The organism is Streptomyces sp. NPDC096132, assembly GCF_044763345.1.
In the GTDB taxonomy this organism is placed as follows: Bacteria; Actinomycetota; Actinomycetes; order Streptomycetales; family Streptomycetaceae; genus Streptomyces.
The window spans coordinates 19,830-41,061 of sequence record NZ_JBIWGA010000041.1 but is presented as its reverse complement, the minus strand read 5'-3'; the positions used below and the strand labels follow the sequence as shown (position 1 = coordinate 41,061).

Annotated in this window: 17 protein-coding genes; 7 read left to right on the top strand and 10 right to left on the bottom strand. The window is 70.8% G+C overall.

Translation table 11 applies throughout. From position 1 onward, the window contains the following. The first annotated feature begins 101 nt into the window (after positions 1-101). Both ACIRF9_RS47990 and ACIRF9_RS47985 read left to right on the top strand, forming a co-directional pair. Positions 102-1,259: an acyl-CoA dehydrogenase gene (locus ACIRF9_RS47990; protein ID WP_403836430.1), complete on the top strand. Its 1,158-nt coding sequence runs from the start codon at positions 102-104 to the stop codon at positions 1,257-1,259. Positions 1,260-1,432: 173 nt separating this feature from the next. Then, complete coding sequence (locus ACIRF9_RS47985; RefSeq protein WP_403836428.1) at positions 1,433-1,876, top strand: SRPBCC domain-containing protein; 444 nt, start codon at positions 1,433-1,435, stop codon at positions 1,874-1,876. A 25-nt stretch (positions 1,877-1,901) separates the two neighbouring features. Here ACIRF9_RS47985 and ACIRF9_RS47980 read toward each other — a convergent pair whose 3' ends face one another. After that, positions 1,902-2,459, bottom strand: coding sequence for an acyl-CoA thioesterase (locus ACIRF9_RS47980; protein WP_403836426.1), 558 nt, complete (start codon positions 2,457-2,459; stop codon positions 1,902-1,904). A 120-nt stretch (positions 2,460-2,579) separates the two neighbouring features. Here ACIRF9_RS47980 and ACIRF9_RS47975 point away from each other — a divergent pair, with 120 nt between their 5' ends. Then, positions 2,580-3,860 carry an LCP family protein gene (locus ACIRF9_RS47975; protein WP_403836424.1) on the top strand — a complete coding sequence of 427 codons (1,281 nt, stop codon included), beginning with the start codon at positions 2,580-2,582 and terminating at the stop codon, positions 3,858-3,860. After that, positions 3,853-4,497 (top strand): HAD family hydrolase, encoded by a 645-nt coding sequence (locus ACIRF9_RS47970; RefSeq protein WP_403836422.1) that lies wholly within the window; start codon positions 3,853-3,855, stop codon positions 4,495-4,497. The genes ACIRF9_RS47975 and ACIRF9_RS47970 overlap by 8 nt, the downstream gene beginning before the upstream one ends. Positions 4,498-4,557: 60 nt before the next feature. On the opposite strand, the gene ACIRF9_RS47965 is transcribed toward ACIRF9_RS47970, so the two are convergent. Both ACIRF9_RS47965 and ACIRF9_RS47960 read right to left on the bottom strand, forming a co-directional pair. Then, positions 4,558-4,926 carry a four-helix bundle copper-binding protein gene (locus tag ACIRF9_RS47965; protein ID WP_403836420.1) on the bottom strand — a complete coding sequence of 123 codons (369 nt, stop codon included), beginning with the start codon at positions 4,924-4,926 and terminating at the stop codon, positions 4,558-4,560. A 91-nt stretch (positions 4,927-5,017) separates the two neighbouring features. Then, a complete protein-coding gene (locus ACIRF9_RS47960) occupies positions 5,018-6,481 on the bottom strand; it encodes an LCP family protein (protein WP_403836418.1) in 1,464 nt (487 codons plus the stop codon). Between the two features lie 135 nt (positions 6,482-6,616). Here ACIRF9_RS47960 and ACIRF9_RS47955 point away from each other — a divergent pair, with 135 nt between their 5' ends. Next, entirely contained in the window at positions 6,617-7,651 is a 1,035-nt protein-coding gene (locus ACIRF9_RS47955) for a glycosyltransferase family 2 protein (protein ID WP_403836417.1), read from the top strand. A gap of 30 nt (positions 7,652-7,681) precedes the next feature. Here ACIRF9_RS47955 and ACIRF9_RS47950 read toward each other — a convergent pair whose 3' ends face one another. The 4 genes from ACIRF9_RS47950 to ACIRF9_RS47935 form a co-directional block, all read right to left on the bottom strand. Beyond that, positions 7,682-9,262 (bottom strand): LCP family protein, encoded by a 1,581-nt coding sequence (locus ACIRF9_RS47950; protein WP_403836415.1) that lies wholly within the window; start codon positions 9,260-9,262, stop codon positions 7,682-7,684. A gap of 132 nt (positions 9,263-9,394) precedes the next feature. Further along, positions 9,395-11,164 carry an LCP family protein gene (locus ACIRF9_RS47945; protein WP_403836413.1) on the bottom strand — a complete coding sequence of 590 codons (1,770 nt, stop codon included), beginning with the start codon at positions 11,162-11,164 and terminating at the stop codon, positions 9,395-9,397. 260 nt (positions 11,165-11,424) lie between these two features. Continuing rightward, a complete protein-coding gene (locus ACIRF9_RS47940; protein ID WP_403836411.1) occupies positions 11,425-12,510 on the bottom strand; it encodes an LCP family protein in 1,086 nt (361 codons plus the stop codon). Positions 12,511-13,388: 878 nt separating this feature from the next. Next, positions 13,389-14,147, bottom strand: coding sequence for a TIGR03089 family protein (locus tag ACIRF9_RS47935; RefSeq protein WP_403836409.1), 759 nt, complete (start codon positions 14,145-14,147; stop codon positions 13,389-13,391). 162 nt (positions 14,148-14,309) lie between these two features. Here ACIRF9_RS47935 and ACIRF9_RS47930 point away from each other — a divergent pair, with 162 nt between their 5' ends. Together ACIRF9_RS47930 and ACIRF9_RS47925 are read left to right on the top strand one after the other, a co-directional pair. Further along, positions 14,310-16,187, top strand: coding sequence for an N-acetylmuramoyl-L-alanine amidase (locus tag ACIRF9_RS47930; protein ID WP_403836407.1), 1,878 nt, complete (start codon positions 14,310-14,312; stop codon positions 16,185-16,187). A 331-nt stretch (positions 16,188-16,518) separates the two neighbouring features. Beyond that, positions 16,519-17,601 carry a sugar phosphate nucleotidyltransferase gene (locus ACIRF9_RS47925; RefSeq protein WP_403836405.1) on the top strand — a complete coding sequence of 361 codons (1,083 nt, stop codon included), beginning with the start codon at positions 16,519-16,521 and terminating at the stop codon, positions 17,599-17,601. 139 nt (positions 17,602-17,740) lie between these two features. Here ACIRF9_RS47925 and ACIRF9_RS47920 read toward each other — a convergent pair whose 3' ends face one another. The 3 genes from ACIRF9_RS47920 to cofD form a co-directional block, all read right to left on the bottom strand. Next, positions 17,741-18,781 (bottom strand): DNA-3-methyladenine glycosylase family protein, encoded by a 1,041-nt coding sequence (locus tag ACIRF9_RS47920; protein ID WP_403836403.1) that lies wholly within the window; start codon positions 18,779-18,781, stop codon positions 17,741-17,743. A gap of 83 nt (positions 18,782-18,864) precedes the next feature. Further along, on the bottom strand, positions 18,865-20,175 hold the full coding sequence (locus ACIRF9_RS47915) for a coenzyme F420-0:L-glutamate ligase (protein WP_403836401.1): 1,311 nt from the start codon (positions 20,173-20,175) through the stop codon (positions 18,865-18,867). Then, a complete protein-coding gene (gene cofD / locus ACIRF9_RS47910) occupies positions 20,172-21,131 on the bottom strand; it encodes a 2-phospho-L-lactate transferase (protein ID WP_403836399.1) in 960 nt (319 codons plus the stop codon). The genes ACIRF9_RS47915 and cofD overlap by 4 nt, the downstream gene beginning before the upstream one ends. Between the last annotated feature and the right edge of the window lie 101 nt (positions 21,132-21,232).

Below are 21,232 nucleotides of genomic sequence, written 5' to 3'. Positions count from 1 at the left end.
TCCAGCTCACGTGTCAGACGCGCGGTCGGCGCTCTAAAATTTGAGTTACTTAACGGTAATTAGCGTCGGTAATCGCTAGCGTCTTTGGAGCGTGAGCAACCTTGGCCGGATCGGCTGACTTCGACCTGTACCGCCCGTCGGAGGAGCACGACATGCTCCGAGACGCCATCCGCGCACTGGCCGAGGCGAAGATCGCGCCGTACGCCGCAGCGGTGGACGAGGAGGCCCGGTTCCCGCAGGAGGCGCTGGACGCGCTGGTCGCGAGCGATCTGCACGCGGTGCACGTACCCGAGTCGTACGGCGGCGCCGGCGCGGACGCCCTCGCCACGGTGATCGTGATCGAGGAGGTGGCCCGCGCCTGCGTGTCCTCCTCGCTGATCCCCGCGGTGAACAAGCTGGGCTCGCTCCCGGTGATCCTCTCCGGCTCCGAGGACCTGAAGAAGAAGTACCTGACGCCGCTGGCCAAGGGCGACGCGATGTTCTCGTACTGCCTCTCCGAGCCGGACGCGGGCTCCGACGCGGCCGGCATGAAGACCAAGGCGGTCCGCGACGGCGACCACTGGATCCTCAACGGCGTGAAGCGCTGGATCACCAACGCGGGTGTCTCCGAGTACTACACGGTGATGGCCGTCACCGACCCCAGCAAGCGCTCCAAGGGCATCTCCGCCTTCGTCGTCGAGAAGTCGGACCCGGGTGTCTCCTTCGGCGCCCCGGAGAAGAAGCTGGGCATCAAGGGCTCCCCGACCCGTGAGGTCTACTTCGACAACGTCCGCATCCCGGCGGACCGCATGATCGGCGAGGAGGGCACCGGCTTCGCCACGGCGATGAAGACCCTCGACCACACCCGCATCACCATCGCCGCCCAGGCCCTCGGTGTCGCCCAGGGCGCCCTCGACTACGCCAAGGGCTACGTCCAGGAGCGCAAGCAGTTCGGCAAGGCGATCGCCGACTTCCAGGGCATCCAGTTCATGCTCGCCGACATGGCCATGAAGATCGCGGCCGCCCGTGCCCTGACCTACCAGGCGGCGGCCGCCTCGGAGCGCGGCGACAAGGACCTCACCTTCCAGGGCGCCGCCGCCAAGTGCTTCGCCTCCGACGTGGCCATGGAGGTCACCACGGACGCCGTCCAGCTCCTCGGCGGCTACGGCTACACCCGTGACTACCCGGTCGAGCGCATGATGCGCGACGCCAAGATCACCCAGATCTACGAGGGCACCAACCAGGTCCAGCGCATCGTCATGGCGCGCAACCTGCCGTAAGCACCCTCGAGCCCACGGAGCGGCCCCCGGCATCCCGCCGGGGGCCGCTCCACGTCTTCCGCGCCCCCTCCCCGGAAGCCGTCCGTACCACCTGACCAGCGAGATCGCGGCCGTCGGCCGCACTAGGATGGGGGAGTGGTCCACCCCGACGCCTTCGGCCGAGGAGGTGCGTGATGACGCAGGACGACGGGCTGGAGCTGCGGATGCGGCGGGTCCTGTCCGCGCCGCGGCCGACCGTGTTCCGAGCCCTGACCGACCCGCGGGAACTCGCCCGGTGGTGGGGCCCCGACGGGTTCACCATCCCCGCCGTGGAGAGCGACCTCCGGCCGGGAGGCGGCTACCGGATCGCCATGCAACCCCCCGAAGGAGAGCTGTTCCACCTGGTGGGGGAGTTCCTCGAGGTCGTCGCTCCGGAGCGCCTGTCCTTCACCTTCCGGTGGGAGGAACCCGACCCCGAGGACCGGGAAACCGTGGTGACGCTGTCGCTGCGTGACCTGGGCGGTACCTCGACCGAGCTGCTCTGTGTCCAGACGGGCTTCGCGACCGAACGGCGGCGCGCGCTGCACGACGAGGGCTGGACCCAGGGTCTCGACAAGCTCGGGAAGCTGATCCCGTAGACAGCGCTCGTGGCCGGCCCGGCGGTCAGTCCTCGTAACCCTCCGCGATCCGCCGCTCCCGCAGCTCCCGGATCGCCCGGCGGCGTGCCAGCCGGTGGGTGCGGCGGATCTGGGCCTCCTGGTGGCGGCGCCGGTCGCGTTCCGTCTCCGGGAGGACCGGGGGCACCGCGCGGGGCTTGCCGTCGGCGTCCACGGCGGCGAAGACCAGATAGGCCGAGCCGACCTGGGTGGGTGGCGTGGACTCGTTCCAGCGCTCGGCCAGGACTCGGACGCCGACCTCCATCGAGGTCCGGCCGGTCCAGTTGACCTGGGCCTTGACATGGACGAGGTCGCCGACGCGGACCGGCTCCAGGAACGCCATCTCGTCCATGGACGCGGTGACGGCGGGCCCGCCGGAGTGCCGGCCGGCCACGGCGCCCGCCGCGTCGTCGACGAGCTTCATGATCACACCGCCGTGCACCGTCCCCAGGAGGTTGGTGTCGTTGTGGGTCATGATGTGGCTGAGGGTGGTGCGGGACGCGGACGTGGGCTTGCCCGGGATGTCCGGGAGGTCCGAGTCCACTGCGGTGACCTGGTCTGTCATGACCTCCACCTTATGCCGAGGGGGACAACCCGGGATTTTGTGTCAGCTTGGCAACAGCGGCGCTCTGATTTTCCGACGCCCCTTGTAAGGGACACAGCCCTGCCCGGCACACTGTTCCGCATGAACGATTGGCCCGAGGGATGGTCCGACAACGACCGCGGCAACCGCTACGGCGGCGGCAGCGCCAGCGCCCAGCCGGAGAGTGCGCGCGTCATGCGCCAGGTCCGCCGGGGCCCGGCCGCCCCGCCGCACAGTCCCGGCGTCCCGCAGCAGCCGTCGTACGCGGGCGGCCAGGGACACGGTGACTACACCAACGCCCAGCAGACCGGCTACGACAGCGGCTACAGCACGGGTCAGGTGTACGGCTCGCCCGGCGGCCCGGGGGAACCGGGCGGCGCGTACGGGCAGGCCGCCCGCCCCGCGCCGAACTGGCGCCGCCGGATCAAGTGGACCGCGATCACCCTCGTGACGGTGATGGTCGTCACGTCGGTCGCCACCTACTTCTGGGCCGACTCCAAGCTGCGCCGCGAGGTCGACCTGTCGAAGGTCATCGACCGGCCCGAGGCCGGCGAGGGCACCAACTACCTGATCGTCGGCTCCGACAGCCGTGAGGGCCTGTCCTCGGAGGAGAAGAAGGAGCTGCACACCGGCTCCGCCGAGGGCAAGCGCACCGACTCGATGATGATCCTGCACGTCGGGTCCAACGGCGACACGCTGATCTCGCTGCCGCGCGACTCGGACGTGGAGATCCCGACGTACGTGGGCTCCGAGTCCGGCAAGACGTACAAGGGCACCGGCCGGCACGTGAAGCTGAACGCGGCCTACGCGGAGGACGGCCCCGAACTCCTCGTCCGCACGATCGAGTACAACACCGGGCTGCACATCGACCACTACGTCGAGATCGGCTTCGCCGGGTTCGCCAACATCGTGGACGCGGTCGGCGGTGTCGAGATCACCATCGACAAGGCGTTCAAGGACAAGTACTCGGGCGCCGACTTCAAGGCGGGCAAGCAGACGCTGAACGGCGAGGAGGCGCTCGCCTTCGTCCGCACCCGGCACGCGTTCGCCGCGTCCGACCTCCAGCGCACCAAGAACCAGCAGAAGTTCCTCGCGGCCCTCGCCCACCAGGTGGCGACCCCGTCGACGGTCCTCAACCCCTTCAAGTTCTACCCGGTGATGGGCGCGGGCCTGGACTCCCTCATCGTCGACAAGGACATGGGCCTGTACGACCTGGGCTCGATGTTCTTCGCCATGAAGGGCGTCAACGGCGGCGACGGCGTCTCGATGAACATGCCGATCTCCGGCTCCTCCGGCGGCAACCTGGTCTGGGACAAGACCAAGGTGAAGCAGCTGGTGAACGAACTGAACAACGACGAGAAGGTCACGGTGAGCAGTGACTGACCAGGGTGGGGACAGACCGGCGTCCGGCCGTCCCTTCGACGCCGTGCTGTGCGACATCGACAACGTGGTACGCCACTTCGACTCCACCCATCTTCAGGCGCTGGAACGCGCCGCCGGGCTGGCGGAGGGCACCACCAAGAAGGTGGCGTTCTCCCCCGAGGTCGACGGGCCGCTGCTGCTCGGGCAGATCACCGAGCAGGAGTGGGTGGCCGCCATCGCCCAGGGCCTCGCCGGTCTGGTGGAGGACGAGGAGACCGCCTGGTCGCTCGGCACCGCGCTGCTGGAGTCGCCCTTCCACGCCGACGACGAGGTGGTCGCGCTGCTGCGCCGGGCCCGCACCCGGGTGCCGCTGGTCCTGGTCAGCAACGCGACGACGGGCCTGGAGGCCGACCTGGCCGCGATGGGCCTCACCGACCTCGCCGACGACGTCGTCAGCAGCGCCCGGGTCGGCCTCGCCAAGCCCGACCCGCGCATCCTGGAACTCGGCGCGGCCCGGGCGGGCGTACGGCCCGAGCGGTGTCTGTTCGTGGACGACAGCCCGGAGAACGTGGAGGCGGCCGCCGCGCTCGGCATGCGGGCCCTCCACTACCGCGAACCGGCCGATCTGGAGCGGGAGCTGGAGCCGCTGTTCGCCTGAGGACGCGTCACGTCGAGGGGCACCCGGGCGGGTGCCCCTCGACCTGTGTTCAGGCGCGGATCACATCCGGGCGCCCGCCATCGCGCGGCACATCTCGGCACAGCGGCGACACGCCTCCGCGCAGCGCATCATCTGCGCGTCGTCCGGCATGGACATACACGCCTCCGCGCACATGTCGCAGGCCCTGGCGCACATCGCGCACATCTCGGCCGACATGGGCGAGCGCCGCATCATCATGTCGGCGCACATGCGGGTCATCTCGGAGCAGTCCATCAGCGCGCGCATGATCTGCATCTGGGCCTGGCCGCCCATCTGCATGCAGGAGCTCATGGTCTCCTCGCACACGCTGTGGCAGTTCATGCAGGCCTGGACGCAGTCCTGCATCTCCTTGCTCATGGCCGTCATGGCTCCGGACTGGTTCATGGTCATGGCTCCTCCTGGGGGGATGAGGGGCCCGGGGCAGGCCCCGTGCACTACCGTCCTACGCCCCCCGGACGCCGTCCGCCATCGGAGTACGTCCCTAGGCGCACCCCACCTCGTTCCCTCGCACCACTTCCGCCTCCGGCGCCACCGGTTCCTGCCCCCTGACCTTCCGTACCTCGCGGAAGTCCGTGCCCGCGACGACCTTCAGGGTCGGGCCGAGGCCCGGGGCGGGGCGGAGTTCGCTGCCCGGGAGGGCGGCGGCCAGCGACCTGGCCGAGCGGTCCCAGCGGGGGTCGTGGACGACGACCGTGCGCCGGACGGACCGGCTGGGGGAGTCGGCCGGGCGGTGGGTGGTACGGAAGCCCGTCGCGGCCAGGGCGTCGTCCACGCGCCTGCCCAGGCCCCTGGTCGTCGTGCCGTTCTCGACCTGGACCCGGATCTGCTGCGGCGGCACCTCCACCGGCAGGACCTCCTCGCGGGGACTGGGCTTCGGCCGCGGCGAGGCCGTCGCCAGCGGCTTGTCCTCGCGCAGGGACCGGAAGACGCGCTCGGCCTTCACCGGGTCCCACTTGAGGGTCGAGCCGATGCCCGGGACCGCGAGACCCAGCCGGCCGATCGGCACCGTCGTGAACTCGGAGGAGGCGGGGGAGAAGGTGCGCATCGCCCGGCCCAGATCGAGGAGTTCGTCCGTGCCGAAGCCGCGGTCCGCCCGGACCGAACCGAGCACCGCCCGCGTCACGTCCCGGAACTTCAGCGGGTTCAACAGGATCCCGGAGGAGGTCGCCCGGTCCACCAACGAGGCCAGGAAGCGCTGCTGACGCTTCATCCGGCCCAGGTCGGAGGAGGCGTCCGCGTGCCGGGAGCGGACGTACTGCAGCGCCGCGCCGCCCCGCAGGGTGTGCTCGCCCGCTGGCAGGTCCAGACCCGTGTACGTGTCCCTCAGGGGCCGCGCGGTGCAGATCTTCACCCCGCCCAGCACGTCGACGGTCTTCATGAAGCTGGTGAAGTCGACCTCCAGATAGTGGTCGATCTTCACCCGGGTCATGTCCTCGACCGTGCGCACGGTGAGCTGCGGGCCGCCCTCCGCGTACGCGGCGTTGAGCTTGATGGGGTGGCCGCGGTGCTTCCTGCCGCTGACCTGGTCGGTGTGCGGGGGCGTCTCGGCGTACGAGTCGCGCGGCAGACTGACCACACTGGCCCGCTCCCGGTCCTCCGAGATGTGCACGATCATGATCGTGTCGGTGCAGTGGCAGGGCGCCCCGCCCAGCCGGAACCGGCGGCGCTCCGCCTCGGTGACCCGGTCCCGGCCGTCCGTGCCGACCAGCAGGACGTTCATGCCGTGACCGGCCCGCGGCCGGTTCTTCATGTCCTTGAAGGGGTCCACGCGGACGATGTCCGCGTCGAGGCTGGTGACCACGGTGTGCCCGATCCCGGCGGAGGCCAGCACGACGACCGAGAGCGTGGTCGCCGCCCGCATGGCCCAGCGGGGACGTCTCCTGCGAACGGGGCGTACCGGGAGGCGCGGCGGGCGGCGCCGGGTCCGGGGCGGTGCGATGGGCATACGGGACACCTCCGGGCGACGGCCGAGGGGCGGGGGGAAGCCGTGAGTACCGTAGGCCCGTACGATCTGTCGCCCGGTGCAGCGCACCCCGCGGCGCGCACCGGTGTCCCCCGTTCGCGGTAACGTGAGCGTCCTATGAACGCCAAGCCCGACGTGCAGCTCCCCGCCGTGTCCGTCATCATGCCCGTCCTCAACGAGGAGCGGCATCTGCGCGGAGCCGTCCAAGCGATCCTCGCGCAGGAGTACGCCGGCGAGATGGAGGTCGTGATCGCCCTCGGTCCGTCCACGGACCGCACGGACGAGATCGCCGCCGAGCTCGTACGCGACGACCCGCGCGTCCACACGGTCCCCAATCCGACCGGCCGCACGCCCGCCGCCCTCAACGCCGCGATCAAGGCCTCCCGCCATCCGATCGTCGTCCGCGTCGACGGGCACGGCATGCTCTCCCCGAACTACATCGCCACCGCCGTACGGCTCCTTCAGGAGACCGGCGCGCAGAACGTCGGCGGCATCATGCACGCCGAGGGCGAGAACGACTGGGAGCACGCGGTCGCCGCCGCCATGACCTCGAAGATCGGCGTCGGCAACGCCGCCTTCCACACGGGCGGACAGGCCGCGCCGGCCGAGACGGTCTACCTCGGTGTCTTCCGGCGCGAGGCACTGGAGCAGCAGGGCGGCTACAACGAGGAGTTCATCCGCGCCCAGGACTGGGAGCTGAACTTCCGCATCCGTGAGGCCGGCGGGCTGATCTGGTTCTCGCCGGAGCTGAGGGTGTCCTACCGGCCGCGGCCGAGCGTGAAGGCGCTCGCCAAGCAGTACAAGGACTACGGCCGTTGGCGGCACGTCGTCGCCCGCTACCACGAGGGCTCCATCAACCTGCGCTACCTCGCCCCGCCCACCGCGGTCTGCGCGATAGCAGCCGGCCTGGTCGTCGGCGCGGCCGTCACCCCGCTCGGGTTCGTGATCCCCGGCGGCTACCTCGCGGCGATCGTCGCCGGGTCGGTGCCGGCCGGCAAGGGGCTGCCGCTGAAGGCGCGGCTGCAGATACCCGTCGCCCTCGCCACCATGCACATGTCGTGGGGGTTCGGCTTCCTCACCAGCCCGAAGTCGCTGGCGAAGAAGGTCATCGCGTCCCGCCGCCCGGCGGTTCTCAGCAGCTCGTCGAGCTGAGCACCGCCGGACGGTTCTCCCGGACCCGGACTACCAGGTGTAGTTCGGGTCCACGTGCATGCACTGGGAGTCGTCGGCGCCGTTCATCGCCTGCGCCGACTTGGGCGTCGTGTTGTCGTCCTCGTCCTTCTCCGGCGCCTCGTACTTGGTGCCGGACCGCCAGTCCCCGCCCACGTACAGCGTGATCCCGGACACGTCGGTGGACTTCTTCACCTGGCTCGTCGGGATACCGAGGGCCTTCGCGACCCGCTGCGCGTCGGCCTGCAGGTCGGCGCTCGGGTAGCGGATCACCGTGGTCTCCTCGGAGGTGGCCGCGGAGGTGTCCGCGACGGCCTCGGTGAAGCCCTTGTCCTGCAGCAGCTGGGTGACCGCGGCCGCCCGCCCGGAGACCGGGGCGTAGACGCCCGTACGGGTGCTGTTGTGCACCTGCACCGCGATCTCCTCGTCCGCGGCGGCCGTGTCCGTGACCGTCGGCGAGGGGCTGGCGGTGGCCTTCTTCTCGTCCTTGCCGTCGAGCGCTATGTCCTCGCGCACCAGCCGGAACAGCTTCGTGGCGTCCTCGGTGGGCACCACCCGCCCGGTCTGGACGGTGTCGTACGCGTTCGGCATCGTCGTCATCGTGATGCGCTCGGTGGGCACCTTCTGCAGCTCGGTGGCCAGGTCGTACATCTTGGTGATGGTGTCCAGGCCGTCGTCGACGGTGATCGCCTTCGTCGCCGCCTCGGCGAGCTTGCGCAGCTTGTTGGGGTTGGTCAGCTTGGCGTTGGCGCGCAGCTCACGGACCATCGAGTTCATGTACATGTGCTGGGCCTTGGCGCGGGCGAGGTCGGTGTCGTCCTCGAAGCCGTAGCGCGTGCGCAGCCACTGCAGGGCCTGCTTGCCCTTGATGGAGTGGGTGCCCTCCTCCAGCTTCAGACCGGAGCCCTTGCCGCTGCTGGTGTGCGAGTAGACGTTGGCGTCCACGCACACGGGGACGCCGCCGATCGCGTCCGCCATCGACACCACACCCGAGAAGTCGATCATCATGAAGTGATCGATGTGGATGTCGGTGAGCTTCTCCCAGGTGGCCACCGTGCAGCCCGGGCCGCCGCGGCCCAGCGACTCGTTGGTCATCGTCCGGGTGCTCGCCGGGTACACCTTCTTCGTGTCCGGGTCCGTGCACTTGGGCATGTCGACGAGCGTGTCGCGCGGCATGCTCACCACCGACATGTTCTTGCGGTCCGCCGACACGTGCAGCAGCATCTGGACGTCCGCGAGCGGAGTGCCGCCGTAGGTGTCCTTGGCGCCGCCCAGCTTCTGGTTCTCCGCACTGTCGCGCGCGTCCGAGCCGATCAGCAGGATGTTCAGCGCGGTCTGCCCCGCCGAGTTCGCCTCGGTCTTGGCCGCGCGGTCCTTGGCGTCGCCCAGGTTGAGGTCGTCGCTCTTGATGTTGCTGTTGAGGTGCTCGTAGTAGAGGTATCCGGCACCCGCGCCGCCGAGTATGACCAGCGCCAGCACCGTCGCGGACCAGCGCAGCACACGCCGCCTGCGCCGTTTGCGATCCGCGTTGCGGCCGCCTCTTCGGCCTCCGTCGTCGTCGGATGCGTTCTTGTCCACCGGCGTCAGGGACATCGTGTCCTCGACCGGAGGCACCCCACCCCGCATCCCGCTTGTCGTCGCCAATTCCCCTGCCCCTCCCGGACGTGCGCCTGACACGGGCCCGTCCCGCGTCAAGTCAGACGCACGACGGGCCCGTAGGGTTACCTACTTGGCGCACTCGACCTTGTCCGCCGTGGACTTCTGCACCGAGTCCGGCACCGTCGTCGCTGCCGTGAGTGAGACGCCCGCGCCCTTGAAGTCCTTGCCCAGCGTCAGCGTCATCGTCGGCAGACCCTGGGCGTTCTCGACGCTCTCACCCGGCTTCAGCGCTGTTCCGGGCAGCCCCATGATGTCGGCGAGCCTGCGTGCCTGGTCCGCCTGGTCGGGGTCGTACTCGAGTGTCGTCTTGCTCAGTTCCTTCGGCGCGTTGCCCGCGTTCTCGGACTTCGTCACGCCCTCATCATTCTGCAGCCAGTTAAGAGTCTCCTGTGCGCTGCCGGCCGGGGCTCCGCCGTTCATGACCCGCACCCGGACCTCGGACGCGGCGGACTTGGTGCCCTTGAGCCGGGCGGCGGCCTCGGCGGCGGCCGCGCTCTTGGACTCCTTGGCCTTCTGCTTCACCTCGGTGAAGGAGACATCGTCCTTGATCATCTGGAAGACGGTGGGCGCGGTGCTGTCGTTCAGCACGACCGTCGCCTTGACCTTCTCCGCCGGGTTGTCGAGCACCGGCACGGTGGTGAAGGTCAGGTTCTTGACGTTGAGCTTGCCCAGCTCCAGGCCCAGGTCCTTGAGCTTGCCGATGCTGTCCAGCTTGGCGTCGACGGTCAGCGCCTTGGTGCCCGCCTCCGCCAGTTTGATCATCTTGGTGGGGCTGGTGAGCGTGTCGTTCGACTTCAGCTTGCGCATCAGCGAGCTGAGGAACTGCTGCTGCAGCTGAATCCGGCTCAGGTCGCCGCCGAAGCCCACCGAGTGCCGCGTGCGCAGGAACGCCAGCGCCTGCTCGCCCTCGATGGTGTGCGTGCCCTTGGACAGCTTCAGATGCGAGTCCGGGTCGTCGATGTCCTTCGCCAGACACACCTCGACACCGCCGACGGCCGAGGTCAGCGTCTTGACCGCGTTGAAGTCGGCGACCATGAAGTTGTCCGCCTGGATCCCGGTCAGCTCGGTGACCGTGCGCACGGTGCAGCTCGGTGTGCGCTCCTCCTGGCCGAGGCTGGTGTTGAAGCGGACGTTCTCGGTGCCCTTGATGACCTTCGTGGTGCCGTCCTCCTGGGTGGTCGGACAGTCCGGGACGTCCACGATCAGGTCGCGCGGGATGCTCAGCGCGGTCGCGTTCGTACGGTCCTTGGAGACGTGCAGCAGGATCGTGGTGTCCGCGTGGCCGACGCTGTTGGCGTCGCCGTAGCCCTTGTTGCCGGAGCCGGTGCGTTTGTCGGTGCCGATCAACAGGATGTTGATCGCCTTGTCCTTCTGGAAGCCACCGGTACTCGCGCCGTCGTCGGAGACGGCGGTGATGTTGTCGTTGAGGTGCTCGAGATAGAGGTAGGCGGCAGCGGCCGTGCCGACGAGCACGAAGGCCATCGTCCCGCCCGTCCACAGCAGGATCTTCTTCGCCTTCGACTTCTTCTTCACCGGCCGGCGTCCGCGCCTGCTCGGCGGCGGCTCCTCCGGCACGCCCCGCCGACGGCGCGGCCCCGGCACCCGGTCCGGCGCCTCCGCCGGCGACTCCCGGTCCGGTGCCGGCGTACGCCCGCGCGCCGCTCCCGGGGCACCGGCCGCCGTCGCCGCGCGGGACGCGGCTCTACGGGGTCCGGGGACCGCCGACTGCGGTGCGGAAGGAGTCAGTCGCAGTTCGTATTCGCCGGTGTTCGGATTGAGCACCCACTGGTCTGCGGGATCGATGTTGTCCGCCCGCCCACGGCCTTGCGCGTCCACGGTTTCCGAATCCTCCGTCGGGGCCACGCGGCGCCTTTCCCCCTAAGGCGCTCGGGTCGTCTCGGTCACTCAGTCTCACTCGGTCACTCAGTGCACGACCCCAGCACGGACCTCGCGGTGGGTGCACCGGATCGCTCACACTATCCGCCCAGTTCAACGTGGAGCGACGGCCGTGACAAATTCCACGTCCCTACAACCGGGCAATCCGCCCCATTTCTTTGGACTGGAGTTCGTTACGAGACCTCGACTTGGCAAGCGCTTTACCCGCAGCCGTCCTCGGCGGCGGTGTTTCCGCGGAACGTCGGGGCCGGTGGCGTGGGGGAGGGGGCCCGAACCCCGTACGGTCCGTGTTCGCCCGACTCCGAAGAGCCCGATTTCATGGGAAGTTCGTGAGAAACGACGACCGGACCATCGGTGCGCAGTTGTTCGAAGAGTTTCTCCGCCTCGGGCTCCATGAGTTGGTCGCGATTGGTGTTGTAGACGTACGACTCCCGCGGAACGGTCAGGAATTGCACCTGTTCGGTGGGAATGTCGCGCAGACCGCGCACGAGTTCGTAGAGTCCGCGCAGGCTCGCCAGATCCGGGTCGGTGGTGAGAGAGGACGTGGCCGCGTCCAGCACCGGATACAGCTTCACCGGATTCAGCAGGACGTCATTGCTCCGCACCTTGTTGACGAGCGCCGCGAGGAACCGCTGCTGCCGTTCCATCCGGTCGGTGTCGCTGCCGTTCCCGAGGGACTTGCGGGCCCGCACGTACCCGAGCGCCTGCTCGCCGTCGAGCGTCACCCTTCCCGCGGGCAGCCGCAGCCGCGCGTCCTTGTCCTCGATCGGCTCGCTCAGGCAGACCTCCACCCCGTCCACGGAGTCGACCAGGTCCTTGAACCCGCTGAAGTCGACGACGACGTGATGGTCGATCCGCACCCCGGTCAGCTTCTCCACCGTCCGGATGGTGCAGGCCGACCCGCCCGTCTCGAAGGCGTAGTTGAACATCGCGAACATGGCCTCCCCGCGCGTCCCGTCCCGCCGCCGGCAGGCCGGCACGTCCACCATCAGATCGCGCGGCACGGACACGGCGGTCGCGCTGTGCCGCCCCTTGGACAGATGCAGCAGGATCGTGGTGTCCGACCGCTCGGTGCCCGAGTCCGTCCCGTACTGCCCGTTGTCGTCCCCCGCCCGCGAGTCCGACCCGATCAGCAGCACGTTCTGCGCGTCCTTCACCAGCGAGGTCGGCCGCTCCTTCGCATACCGCGCGAGCTCCGCCGCGGCCGCCTCGTCGGGCGTGATGTTCCCGTCGAGCTTCGCGTAGAGCACCCACCCGACCACCCCGCTGCCCCCCAGCAACAGCACAAGCGCCCCCACCCCGCACCCGACCCGCCTCCCCACCCCCCACCCCCCGGCCGAGGCCCCACGTATGCCCTTCACGTCTGCTCACCACCCCTCCCACGTCCGGCCGATCGACACCGCCTCTGCGGCCCTGCGGTCGTGTTCGTTGGCTTGGGCGGTCGTGCTCGCTCCGCCTTGGTGGTCGTGTTCGTTGGCTTGGGCGGTCGTGCTCGCTCCGCCTTGGTGGTCGTGTTCGTTCGCTTCTGCGGTCGTGCTCGCTCCGCCTCCACGGGTGTGCTGGTGCCGCCCTTGCGGGCGCGTTCGTGCCGCCTCTACGGGCATGTCCGTCCCGCTCCTGCGAGCGTGCCGGTGCCGTCCCTACGACGATGCCGCGCCCCAGGCTCGGCTGCGGCCGGAACTACCCCAATCGGGTGAACCAAGTGAGTGCGGGCCGGGGTGTATTTCAGCCCCGCCCGGTGTCTGCGGGCGGGGCTCGTGCCGTCCGGAACCCCCACCCACCTGTAGGGGGCTTCGCCTGTGAGTGTCGGCCGGGGCCCGTCCGGCGTCCGCGGGCGGGGCTTATGCCGTTCCGAACCCTCATCCACCCGTAGGGGCCGTCGCCTGTGAGTGCGGCCCGGGGTGTATTTCAGCCCCGCCCGGTGTCCGCGGGCGGGGCTTGTGCCGTCCGGAACCCCCACCCACCCGTAGGGGGCTTCACCTGTCAGCCCGGCCGGGTATATCCAGCCCGTCCGGCGTTTGAGGACGAGGCCCGTTCAGGGCCGACAGCGGGGGTCTGGGGGCGCAGCCCCCAGGGGGTGCAGGGGCGAAGCCCCGCCGGGGTCGAAGGGGCGGAGCCCCTGGGGATGGGAAGGGTAAGGGCGGCGGGGGCGAGAGAACGTGGGCTACCTGGCCGTCGCCGTGACCCGCTCACTCTCGATCCGCTTGGCCACCGTCTCCTCACCCACCCGCTCCAGATTCCGACACAACACCACAGACCCCCCACTCGCCAGCGCCGCGTACAGCCCCGCACTCAACCCGTCCCAGGTGTCGAACGGCAGCCCCGACAGCAGCCGAGACCCAGGCCCCGTCAACCCCCACCCCGCCGCCTCGCCCCGAGCCCGCTCCACGATCTCCGCCCCCGTGAACTCCGCCCCGGCCACGACGAGCCCAGCCGCCTCAGGATCGACCGGCACATACGGCACGAACCGATCACCGTACGTCGGCACCTCCACCGCATAATCGGCATACCCCTCAGGAGGCCCCGGCACGAACCGCCGCCCGAGCGGGGCGAGCGACAGGGCATACCGCTCCCCACCACACGCGAGCCCCTCCTCGAACCGCCCCGGCCCCGCCACCACGAAGTCCGCCCGAGCCGGATCCCCGTCCACGTCCGCGACCACCCCCACCGACGCACACGCCACCAGCCACACCGCCGTCTGCCAGTGCGCGGGCAACAGCAGCGCGACCCGGTCCCCGGGCTCGGCGGACATCCCGTCCTGGAGCAGGTTCGACGTCTTGGCCACCCAGTTGGCGAAGGTGGCCACGGACAATTCGACCCGCTCGCCCGTGGCGTCGTCGTAGAAGGTCACCAGAGGGCGCGCGGGATCCGCGGCAAGCGCGGAACGCAGCAGGTCGGCAGGGGTGCGATCGGTGGCGTTCACCCGCGCAAGCGTACGCGCCGCCCCGCCGCCGCACCCACCACCGGGCCACCGGTTCGGCCGAACGCCGGACGGCCACGGAGCCACCGGTTCGGCGGAACCCTCCCGACGACCCGTCAAGTCCCCAATGGACAGATATGTATGGCTATGTCCACGATCGTTCGCATGCGTGGATTGCTTGCTACTTCGATCGGTGTCACCTGCGCGGCCGCCCTCGCCCTGCCACTGACGTCGCCCGCCACGGCGGCGGCAGTGCGACCGGCGCCGACCGCGGAGGCCGGCACCGCACCCATCGCCGAAACCGCCGAAACCGCCGAAACCGCCGACACCGCCGACACCAGAGCCACTTCCCTCCCCGGCAGCACCCAGTCGCTGCCCCTCACCCCCCTCACCCGCGACCGCGCCCTCGGCAACGTCGACCGGGGCCTGCCCCGCAGGGACGTGCACCGCTTCTCCCTCCTGGGCGTCGTCTGGGACGACCCGGACGCCGAACTGCACGGCCGCGTCCAGGTCCGCACCCGTCCGGCCGGCGGCAACTCCTGGTCCGGCTGGCAGGACGTGGAGACCCACAACGCCGACCACGGTGCCGACCCCGGCACCGCCGAACGCACCTCGGGCCATGTCCGCGGCGCCACCGCCCCCCTGTGGGTCGGCGACTCCGACGGCGTCGAGGTCCGCGTCCACCCCGACACCCGCGGCCGTACGGGGGAGGCGGGCCATGGCGTCCGTACCCTCTCCGTGCCCGCCCCGCTCCCCGCCGGCCTGCGCCTGGAACTTGTCGACCCCGGCTCCCCCGCCCCCGTGCACGTCCCGGTGGGACCGCCGCGCAGCCGAGCCCTGCCGGCCGCCGGGCCCGCGACCCCTGCCACGCGCGAGGCGCTGGCCGCCTCCGCCGCGAACGCGGACCTCGCCCCCCTCGGCGCGGCGGAGATCCCCGCCCTGAACCGCGACCAGACGGAGCGGGAACTCCGCTCCCTGCGCGACGACGATCCGACGAATAAGGCGAAGGGCTCGAAGCCCTCGAAGAAGACGCCGAAGCAAACGCCGCACACGACGACAAAGCAGAAGCCGAACCAGGCGGCCAAGCCCGCGACGAAGCCCGTCGCCAAGCCCGCGACGAAGCCCGCTGCCAGGCCCGCGACGAAGCCCGTCGCCAAGCCCGTCGCCAAGCCCGCGACGAAGCCCGTCGCCAGGCCCGCGACGAAGCCCGTCGCCAAGCCCGTCGCCAAGCCCGCGACGAAGCCCGCGGCGCAGCCCGCCACCAAGCCCGCGACGAAGCCCGCCACCAAGCCCGCGGCGCAGCCCGCCACCAAGCCCGCTGCCAGGCCCGCGACGAAGCCCGTCGCCAGGCCCGCGGCGCAGCCCGCCACCAAGCCCGCTGCCAGGCCCGCGGCGCAGCCCGCCGCCAGGCCCGCGGCGCAGCCCGCCACCAAGCCGTACATCGGCCCGCGCCCAAGCATCGTCACGCGCCGCGGCTGGGGCGCGGACGAGAGCATGCGGGAGGCGGGCTTCCGCTACACGACGACGGTCAAGGCGGCCTTCGTGCACCACACGGCCACGGGCAACAACTACACGTGCTCCCAGGCCCCGTCCGTCATCCGCAGTATCTACCGCTACCACGTCAAGAGCATGGGCTGGCGGGACATCGGCTACAACTTCCTCATCGACAAGTGCGGAACCATCTACGAGGGCCGTGCCGGTGGTGTGGCGAAGGCGGTCATGGGCGCTCACACCCTCGGTTTCAACACCAACAGCACGGGGATCGCCGTCCTCGGCACGTTCACCTCCGCCAAGCCGAACTCGGCCACCGTCAAGGCCATCGCGAGTCTGACGGCATGGAAACTCGGTCTCTTCGGGGCGAATCCGAAAGGAAAGACATACCTGAAGTCCGGAGGTGGCAATCTCTACGCAAAGGGAAAGAACGTACGACTGAATGTGATCTCCGGACATCGGGACGGGTTCGCCACGGAATGCCCGGGCAAGCAGCTGTACGGCAAGCTCGGCACGGCCCGCTCGACCGCCGCGTCCTACCAAGGACGCTGAGGCGGGCCGCGGCTCGGCAACTCCGGGGGGCCAGGGGAGGCCCCCCGGACGGACCGCGCCGGTCCTCGCCGAACCGGCCGCACCAGTCTTCGCAGGACCGGGCGCACCGGTCCTCGCGGGACCGGGCGCACCGGTCCTCGCGGGACCGGGCGCACCCGAACGGCCGGAGAACACATCCAGGTGGGGGCACAATTCATCAGCCGTCGGGGGGACAGTCTCCTTGGGACTGGGACGGAACACCGCACGGCCTGGAAAGCGCCACACAACGGTCTGCATACACTGGCCGGTCGAATGACAGTTCGGCCGGTCCCGGCAGGAAGCAGAGACGAAGGTGACTGAAGCGATCCTCCTGGTCGGCGGCAAGGGCACCCGGCTGCGCCCGCTCACGGTGCACACGCCCAAGCCCATGGTCAGGGCGGCGGGGGTGCCGTTCCTCACGCACCAACTGGCGCGGGCGAAGGCGGCGGGCGTGGACCATATCGTCCTCGCGACGAGCTATCTGGCGGAGGTCTTCGAACCGTACTTCGGCGACGGTTCGTCCCTGGGCCTCCACATCGAGTACGTGACGGAGGAGGAACCCCTCGGCACGGGCGGCGCCATCCGCAACGTGGCGTCCCGCCTGCACTCGGCCCCCGACGACCCGGTCCTGGTCTTCAACGGCGACATCCTCACCGGACTGGACATCAGACGACTGGTGGCCACGCACGAGGCGACCTCGGCGGATGTGTCCTTGCACCTCACGAAGGTGACGGACCCTCGGGCCTACGGCCTGGTCCCCACGGACGAGACGGGCAAGGTCCTGGCGTTCCTCGAGAAGCCGCAGACCCCCGAGGAGATCGTCACCGACCAGATCAACGCCGGCGCGTACGTCTTCCGCCGCTCGGTCATCGACGCGATCCCGCTGGGCCGCCCGGTCTCGGTGGAACGCGAGACGTTCCCCGACCTCCTCTCCGCCGGAGCCCATCTGCAGGGCATGGTCGACTCCACCTACTGGCTCGACCTCGGCACCCCCGCGGCCTTCGTCCGGGGTTCGGCGGACCTCGTCCTGGGCCGGGCCCCGTCGCCCGCGGTCCCCGGCCGCTGCGGCGACCGTCTGATCCTCCCGACGGCGAGGGTCGCGCCGGACGCCAAGCTCACGGGCGGCACCGTGGTCGGCGAGGGCGCGTTCGTGGCGGAGGGCGCGAGGGTCTTCGGCTCCACGATCCTCCCCGGCGCCGTCATCGAACCGGGCGCCGTCATCACCGACTCCCTCATCGGCACCCGCGCCCGTGTCGGCGAACGCTCCGTCCTCACCGGCACGGTCATCGGCGACGGCGCCGTCGTCGGCCCCGACAACGAACTCCGCGAGGGCGCGAGGGTCTGGTGCGACGCCCGTATCCCGGCCGGCGCGGTCCGCTTCTCCTCGGACCAGTGACACCCGACAGCACCTCGGACCACTGACCCCCGACACAACCAGCGCGACGCCGGCTGAGCCAACACCTCTCAGCCGGCGTTTCGTTTCCGTCCCCCCGGCAGTGCCCGCCGCCGGCTCCCCGGCCTTCCCTCTCGGCCCCTCACAACGCCCCGATGTCCCCCCGCCGCATCCGCGGAGCCCTCCGCTCCGGCACCCGCCCACTGAGCAGGATCAACCGAGCGGCCCGATGCCGCTGCCCCGCATAGGGCGCCAGCAACTCCAGCATCGCCGCGTCATCCGCGTCCCGGTCCCCCGCCAGCGCCCACCCCACGATCCCCGGCAGATGAAGATCCCCCACCGTCACCGCATCCGCCGCCCCATGACTGCGCTGCACGGTCTCCGCCGACGTCCACGGCCCGATCCCCGGCACGACCTCCAACCGAGCCTGCGCGTCCTCCGGGGACATCCCCACCGCTTGCTCCATCCGCCGTGCCACCCGAACGGCCCGCAGAATCGTCGACGCCCGCTTGTTGTCGACCCCTGCCCGATGCCACTCCCACGACGGAATCAACGCCCAGGTCCGCGCGGCCGGCATCACCCACAGCCGCCCACCCGCCGCGGGCCCGGGCGCCGGCTCCCCGAACTTCCGCACCAGCAACCGCCACGCCCGATACGCCTCATCGGTCGTGACCTTCTGCTCCAGGATCGACGGAATCAACGACTCCAGCACCAGCCCCGTCCGCGTCAACCGCAGCCCCGGCCGTCGGTGCCGGGCCATCGCCACCACCCGGTGCCGGGGCACGAACGCCTCCGGCTCATCGGCCGCCCCGAGCAGATCGGGCAACCGCTCCAGCAGCCACTCCGCCCCCGGCCCCCACGCCTCCCCGCGCACGGCACCCCCACCGGGCACCACCGAAACCCGCAGTGTCCCCGGACCGGCGGGCGTCAGACTGGCCCGCCACACCGACCCGTCGGGCATCGCCCGGAACGTGGGATCCCCGGGGCCCCGCCGCAACGGGCCCAGCACCAGCCCCAGATCGAGCACCCCCTCCGGCACCCACTCCCGCACCAGCATCCGCACAGCCGCGGAAGCAGAAGCGGACGCGGGAGCATGAGCGGGCCGAGGCACCCCACCGGGCACACCGACATGCCCCCCGCGCACCGTCGTACGCGTGGGCCGAGGAGCGAATCGTCCTGACACAGCTGAGGTCCTAGGGAATCGAGAGGGACCCTACGAGCGTACGAGGGGCCCCGCGGAAACAGGCACAGAAGTCGCGGCCCCGCTCATCGCACCTCGATGAACCCCTCCACTTCCCGCTCCGCCCGGACCCGAGGCTCCTCCGCCGCATGCCCGACGGCCACCGCCCCCATCGGATCCCAGTCCTCGGGCAGCCCCAGTACCTCGCGCACCACATCCCGGCAGAACATCGTCGACGACACCCACGCCGACCCCAGCCGCTCCCCGGCCAGCGCCACCAGGAAGTTCTGCACCCCGGCCCCGGCCGCGACGACGAACATCTCCCGCTCGGCCCCGTCCCGCCGCGCGTCCCCGTAGGTGTGCGACCCGTCCATCACCAGGCACGGAACCACCAGATACGGCGCATGACGCAGCACGTCACCCCGCCGCACCCGCTTGGCGATCGACTCCTCGGACTTCCCGTCCCGCCGCAGATCCGCGATCCACGCGTCCCGCATCGCGTCCAGCAGCCGGACCCGTGACTCCTCCGACTCCAGCAGCACGAACCGCCATGGAGTCGTGTGGTGCGGCGCCGGCGCGGTGACCGCCGCGGCGACCGCCCGCCGTACCGCCCCGGGATCCACCGGCTCGTCGGTGAAGGACCGCACGGTCCGCCGCTGCGTCACCGCCAGCCGCACCGCCTCCGACGTCCCGAGCCGGAACATGTCGTCCCGCGCCCCGCGCACCAGAGCCGAAGCGCCTTCCCCGGCGCCGTCCGCCACGACATGCGCCAGCCCCCGGACCACGGCCACGGGCAGCCCGGCCGCCTTGCCCTTCACCAGGTCCCCGGCCGCCGCCAGCTCGTCCGCCGTCGCGACGACCGTCGCGCTCAGCGGATTGCCGTGCGCGTCCGTACCCCCGCGCAGATCGTCCAGCACCCGCACCCCGGCGGCGCCGATCGCCACGTCGGTGAGCCCCGCACGCCAGGGCCGCCCGAAGGTGTCGGTGACGACCACGCCGACGTCGACCCCGAGCGCGTCCCGCAGCCCGTCCCGGATCGCCCGCGCGGACGCGTCGGGGTCCTCCGGCAGCAACAGCACCGTCCCGGCGGGGGTGTTGGAGGCGTCGACGCCCGCCGCGGCCATGATCAGCCCCTGCCGGTTCTCGACGATCCGCAGCGCCCCGCGCCGCGCCACGACCCGTACGGTCTCGGCGTCGATCGCGGCCTCCCGGTCGTCCGCCCGTACGAGGCGCCCCTCCGCCTTGGACACGATCTTCGACGTCACCAGCAGCACGTCCCCGTCGACGAGGCCGGGCTCGGCGGCGGCGATCAGCTTGGCGAGGTCGTCCCCGGCCTGCACCTCGGGCAGCCCGGCCACGGCCCAGACCCGGTAGCCCCTCTCGGCCGACCCGCTCATGCCGTCCGCACCTCCTCCGCCAGCCTCAGCGCCTCCCGGGCCATCCGCGCGGTCGCGTCGAGATCGCTCATCATCAACGGCACGGCCCGGCAGCGGATACCGGCCGCCTCGATCCGCTCCACCGAGCCCGCGTCCACGGTGTCCACGAGCCAGCCGTCGAGCAGCCCCGAGCCGTAGTGCTCGGCGACCGCCGCGGCCGTCGACTCCACGCCGACCGCCGCGAGCACCTTGTCGGCCATGCCCCGCACGGGCGCGTCCCCGACGATGGGGGACAGGCCCACCACCGGCACCCCCGCCTCCGCGATCGCCTCACGGATGCCGGGCACGGCGAGGATCGTGCCGACGGAGACCACCGGGTTCGACGGCGGGAACAGCACGACGTCCGCCGCCGCGATCGCCTCGAGCACTCCCGGCGCCGGCTTCGCCTGCTCGGCTCCGACCGGCACGACCGCCTCCGCCGGCACCGAGGCCCGCAGCCGCACCCAGTACTCCTGGAAGTGCACGGCCTTGCGCTCGCCCTCGATCTCGACGGCCACATGCGTCTCGACCCGGTCGTCCGTCATCGGGATCAGCCGCACCCCCGGCTTCCACCGGTCGCACAGCGCCTCGGTCACCGCGCTCAGCGGATACCCGGCGCCGATCATCTGCGTCCGCACGATGTGCGTGGCGAAGTCCCGGTCGCCCAGCCCGAACCACTCGGGCCCGACGCCGTACGCCGCGAGCTCCTCCTTCAGATGGAAGGTCTCGTCGGCCCGGCCCCAGCCCTGCTCCTCGTTGATGCCGCCGCCGAGCGTGTACATCACGGTGTCGAGGTCCGGGCAGACCTTGAGTCCGAAGAGATGGATGTCGTCGCCGGTGTTGCCGATGACCGTGATGTCCGCGTCCGGCACGGCCCGCTTCAGACCGCGCAGGAACCGGGCACCGCCGATGCCGCCTGCCAGAACCACAATGCGCATGGGAGTCAGTCTCGCAGGCTGCGACGACAACCCGCCGCCCACCTGTGGACAACCGCCCACCTGTGGACAACCCGACCACCCGTACGAGCCACACCCCCGCA